3 protein-coding genes and 2 pseudogenes are annotated in these 4685 nt (G+C 75.9%); 4 read left to right on the forward strand and 1 reads right to left on the reverse strand.

Annotated features, from left to right (window positions below; genetic code table 11):
- Positions 1 to 921: pseudogene (locus tag AB0O00_RS30220) on the forward strand (primosome assembly protein PriA); the annotation flags it as partial.
- 475 nt (positions 922 to 1396) lie between these two features.
- Here the strand turns inward: AB0O00_RS30220 and AB0O00_RS30225 are convergent.
- Positions 1397 to 1753 (reverse strand): annotated as a pseudogene (locus AB0O00_RS30225) (hypothetical protein); the annotation flags it as partial.
- A 361-nt stretch (positions 1754 to 2114) separates the two neighbouring features.
- On the opposite strand from AB0O00_RS30225, the gene def reads away from it, so the two are divergent.
- The 3 genes from def to AB0O00_RS30240 form a co-directional block, all read left to right on the forward strand.
- Entirely contained in the window at positions 2115 to 2660 is a 546-nt protein-coding gene (def, locus tag AB0O00_RS30230) for a peptide deformylase (RefSeq protein WP_363657147.1), read from the forward strand.
- A gap of 37 nt (positions 2661 to 2697) precedes the next feature.
- Positions 2698 to 3636 (forward strand): methionyl-tRNA formyltransferase, encoded by a 939-nt coding sequence (gene fmt / locus AB0O00_RS30235; RefSeq protein ID WP_363657149.1) that lies wholly within the window; start codon positions 2698 to 2700, stop codon positions 3634 to 3636.
- Between the two features lie 123 nt (positions 3637 to 3759).
- The coding region (locus tag AB0O00_RS30240) for a transcription antitermination factor NusB (protein ID WP_363657151.1) at positions 3760 to 4685 on the forward strand (926 nt) is incomplete at its 3' end.

A 4685-nucleotide genomic window follows, 5' to 3' on the forward strand; every position in this document is an offset into this window, starting at 1 on the left:
CCGTCGGTGGCCCGGGAGGCCGCGCGCGAGGCGCTCGCGGCCGGACACCCGGTGCTCATCCAGGTGCCCCGGCGCGGGTACGTGCCCCGGCTGGCCTGCGGGCGCTGTCGGACGCCCGCGCGCTGCCGGCGCTGCGAGGGGCCGCTGGAGGCGCCCTCGGCGGACGCCGCGCTGCACTGCGGGTGGTGCGGCGAGCCGGAGAACGACTGGCACTGCACCGAGTGCGGCTCCTTCCGGCTGCGGGCCCAGGTGGTCGGCGCGCGGCGCACGGCCGAGGAGCTTGGGAAGGCGTTCCCGCGCATCCCGGTGCGGACCTCGGGGCGGGACGCTGTGCTCGCCACCGTGCCCGACGAGCCCTCGCTGGTGATCTCGACGCCCGGCGCCGAACCGGTCGTCGAGGGTGGTAGTGGGTACGGCGCCGCGCTGCTGCTGGACGGCTGGGCGCTGCTGAGCCGTCCTGACCTGCGGGCGGGGGAGGAGACGCTGCGGCTGTGGCTGGCGGCGGCGGCGCTCGTCCGGCCGTCGACGGAGGGCGGGACGGTCGTCGTGGTCGCCGAGCCGTCCGCCCGGCCGGTCCAGGCCCTGGTGCGGTGGGACCCGCTCGGGCACGCCGGGCTGGAGCGCGACGAGCGGGCCCAGTTGCACTTCCCGCCGGTGTCGCGGATGGCGTCGGTGGCCGGGAGCCCGGCGGCGGTGGCCGACCTGCTCGGACTGATCCGGCTGCCGGAGGGCGCCGACGTGCTCGGGCCGGTGCCCGTGCCGGCGCTGCGCGGGGTGGACCAGGAGCGCGCGCTGCTGCGCGTGCCGCCCGGGCAGGGGGCTGCGCTCGCGGCGGCGCTCAAGGCGGCGCAGATCGCGCGGATCGCGCTGCGGACGCCGGAGGCGGTGCGGGTGCGGGTGGATCCGACGGACATCGGGTAGCCGGGGGTCGGCTGGCGGTGTTGTCGTGCGGGGGTGTTCTCGTTGGGGGGGTCCCGCGCGCGGCGTTGTCGTGCGGGGGCGGGGTGAGTGGGCCACCCCGCCCCGGGGGCCCTCGGGAGGGGAGGGGTCAGCCGCGCAGGGGGATGCCGGTGCGGTCGGCCGGGGAGCGCTCGGCGGGGGAGCGATCGGGGAGGCTGCGGTCGATGGAGGTGCGGTCGATGGCGCTGCGGTCGATGGGGGAGCGGTCGATGGGGCTCCGGTCCACGGTGGGGCGGTCCAGGCCCGGACGCTCAAGGCCCGGACGGTCCAGGGCGGCGCGCTCCAGTGCGTTGCGTTCGAGTGTGCTGCGGTCCAGGCCGCCCTGGCGGGCCGCGGGGACGGTCGCGGCCAGGCCGCCGCGCTCGCCGGGGGCGGGGAGCTCCTCGGAGCGGTCCGGGCGGCTCGGGCCCGGGACGGCGCCGCTCGCGGCGAGCAGTTCGCTGGTCGGCCGGCGCATCCCGTACCGCCGGTGCACCGCCTGCTTGGTGACGCCGAGGGCCGAGCCGACCGAGTCCCAGGAGAAGCCCAGTGCCCGGTCGAACTCGACCGCCGCCGCCACCAGCGTCTCCACGCTCTCCCGCAGCTCCTGCGCCAGGCGCACGGTCGGCGCGGGCGCCCGGCCGTACACCACGAACCCGGCCGACGTGCTGGGGCGGCGCGGGCGGTAGACGTTGCCCAGTTGGGCGGTGAGGGTCCGCAGCGCGTCGACCTGGCGCCTCACCCGCTCGATGTCCCGCACCAGCAGGTGCAGGCTCGCCCGCGCCCGGGCGTCGTGGTTGATCTGCTCGGCCATGGCCTACGTGCCACCTTCCGTACGGTCAGCTCGGCCGGAGCGCCGTGTCCCGTGCGCTCCGGCCCCGGTCAATCTCACTTGACCAACGCCGAAGCGGGTGCCGGGGTAACGCCGCTGCGCAGACTCGGGATATGCCAGTAACCGGTGTGGGTGGCACGGGACGGGCCCGGTGGGTGGTGTGGGACGTGCTCGGTGGGTGGTGCGGGCCGTGCCCGGTGGGTGGTGCGGGCCGGGCGGGGCGGGTGGTGCGGGCTGGGCTGGACGGGTGGCCGACGGGGCCGTGCGGGGCGGTTGCATAGACTTGCCGGTGAACCAGTCGTTGCCCCAGCCCCGCGCCCTCACGGACAGGAGCCCGCGCCCCGTGGCGATCCAGCCGATCCGTCTCTTCGGAGACCCCGTCCTGCGCGCCACCGCCCAGCCGGTGACCACCTTCGACAAGGAGCTGCGCACCCTGGTCAAGGACCTCACCGACACCATGCTCGACGCCCCCGGCGCCGGCCTCGCCGCGCCCCAACTCGGCGTCTCCCTGCGGGTGTTCACCTACCACGTGGACGGCGTCACCGGGCACCTGATCAACCCGGACCTGTCGCTGAGCGAGGACGAGCAGGACGGCCCCGAGGGCTGCCTCTCCCTGCCCGGCCTGCGCTTCGACACCAAGCGCGCGCACGGCGTCGTCGCCAAGGGCTTCAACATGTACGGCGACCCGGTCACGCTGGAGGGCACCCAGCTGCTCGCCCGCTGCATCCAGCACGAGACCGACCACCTCGACGGGATCATCTTCATCGACCGGCTCGACACCGAGCAGCGCAAGGCCGCGCTCAAGGCGATCCGGGAGGCGGAGTGGGGCACCGGGCCCGCGCCGGTCGTCAAGGTCTCCCCGCACGGCACCTTCGGCGCGGCGCGCTGAGCCCTCTCGTCAAAACCGTTCTGTAGAAAGGCACTTGATGCGTCTCGTCTTCGCCGGCACCCCCGAGGTCGCCGTTCCCGCCCTGGACGCCCTGCTCGCCTCCGACCGACACGAGGTCGTCGCGGTGGTCACCCGCCCCGACGCCCCCGCCGGCCGCGGCCGCAAGCTCGTCGCCAGCCCCGTCGCCCAGCGCGCGGAGGAGGCCGGGATCGAGGTCCTCAAGCCGGCGAAGCCCAGCGACCCGGACTTCGTCGCCCGGCTCACCGAACTCGCCCCCGACTGCTGCCCGGTGGTCGCCTACGGCGCCCTGCTGCGCCCCGGCACCCTGGAGATCCCCAAGCACGGGTGGATCAACCTGCACTTCTCGCTGCTGCCCGCGTGGCGCGGCGCCGCCCCGGTCCAGCACGCGGTGCTCGCCGGCGACGAGGTCACCGGCGCGTCCACCTTCCTGATCGAGCAGGGCCTGGACTCCGGCCCGGTCTACGGCGTGATCACCGAGGAGGTCCGCCCGACCGACACCAGCGGCGACCTGCTCACCCGGCTGTCCCACTCCGGCGCGCGCCTGCTCGCCGCCACGATGGACGGCATCGCGGACGGCTCCCTGCACGCCGTGCCGCAGCCGGCCGAGGGCGTCACCCTCGCCCCGAAGATCTCCGTCGAGGACGCCCGCATCGACTGGGCCCACCCCGCCCTGCGCATCGACCGCGTCGTGCGCGGCTGCGCCCCGGCGCCGGGCGCGTGGACGGAGTTCCGCGGCGAGCGGCTCAAGGTGACCGGGCCGGTCAAGCTGCTGCCCGGGTCCGCCGAACTGGCGCCCGGCGAGGTTGTCATGGTCGGCAAGAACAGCGTGCGGGTCGGCACCGGCAGCCACGACATCGAGCTCGGCGAGGTCCGTCCGCAGGGCAAGAAGGAGATGCGGGCGGCCGACTGGGCTCGCGGGGCCCGGCTGGAGGCCGGCGAGCGCTTCGGGGGGTGATCCGGGGGCGGGGCCCTTCGGGGGCGCCACTGGGCTCGCCCGGGGCCGAGAATCCGGGGCACCCGGGTTGGCGTTACTGTTCGACTGTTCGTCCGATAACCACCGCAGCACTTTGAGGCACCCGTGACCACTCCCAGCGCCAAGCGCGCACCCCGTCCGCACCGTCGGCCCAAGAAGGACCCGGCCCGGATCGTCGCCTTCCGCGCCCTGCGGGCCGTCGACGAGCGCGACGCCTACGCCAACCTGATCCTGCCCTCGCTGCTCCGCGAGGCCGAGCAGAAGGGCATGGAGCGGCGCGACGCCGCCCTCGCCACCGAGCTCGTCTACGGCACCCTGCGCCTCCAGGGCACCTACGACGCGATCATCGCCGCCTGCATCGACCGGCCGCTGAGCAAGGTCGACCCGCCGGTGCTCGACGTGCTCTCGCTCGGCGCCCACCAGCTGCTCGCCACCCGCATCCCGAGCCACGCGGCCGTCTCGGCCACCGTCGAGCTCGCGCGCGTCGTGCTCGGCGACGGCAAGGCGAAGTTCGTCAACGCCGTCCTGCGCCGGATCAGCGCCCACGACCTCGACGGCTGGATCGAGCAGGTCGCCCCGCCGTACGACCAGGACGCCGAGGACCACCTCGCCGTCGTCCACTCGCACCCGCGCTGGGTCGTCTCCGCGCTCTGGGACTCCCTCGGCCGCTGGCAGCCGGACGCCTCCGGGCGCACCGCGATGGAGGACCTGCTGCGCGCCGACAACGAGCGGCCCGAGGTCACCCTCGTCGCCCGGCCCGGGCGGGTCACCGTCGGCGAACTGGCCGACGCGCTGCCGGAGGCCGAGCCCGGCCGCTGGTCCCCGTTCGCGCTGCGGCTCGCCGAGGGCGGCGACCCGGGCTCGCTCGACGCCGTCCGGGAGAACCGGGCCGGCGTGCAGGACGAGGGCAGCCAGCTGGTCGCCCTCGCCCTCGCCGCCGCGCCGCTGGACGGCCCCGACCGGCTCTGGCTCGACGGCTGCGCCGGCCCCGGCGGCAAGGCCGCGCTGCTCGGCGCCCTCGCCGCCCAGCG

This window comes from Kitasatospora sp. NPDC093558 (genome assembly GCF_040683475.1).
Lineage (GTDB): Bacteria > Actinomycetota > Actinomycetes > Streptomycetales > Streptomycetaceae > Kitasatospora.

Coding starts and splice junctions, on each gene's coding strand:
- fmt (WP_363657149.1), top strand. CDS start 2,698: ATGCGTCTCGTCTTCGCCGGCACCCCCGAGGTCGCCGTTCCCGCCCTG.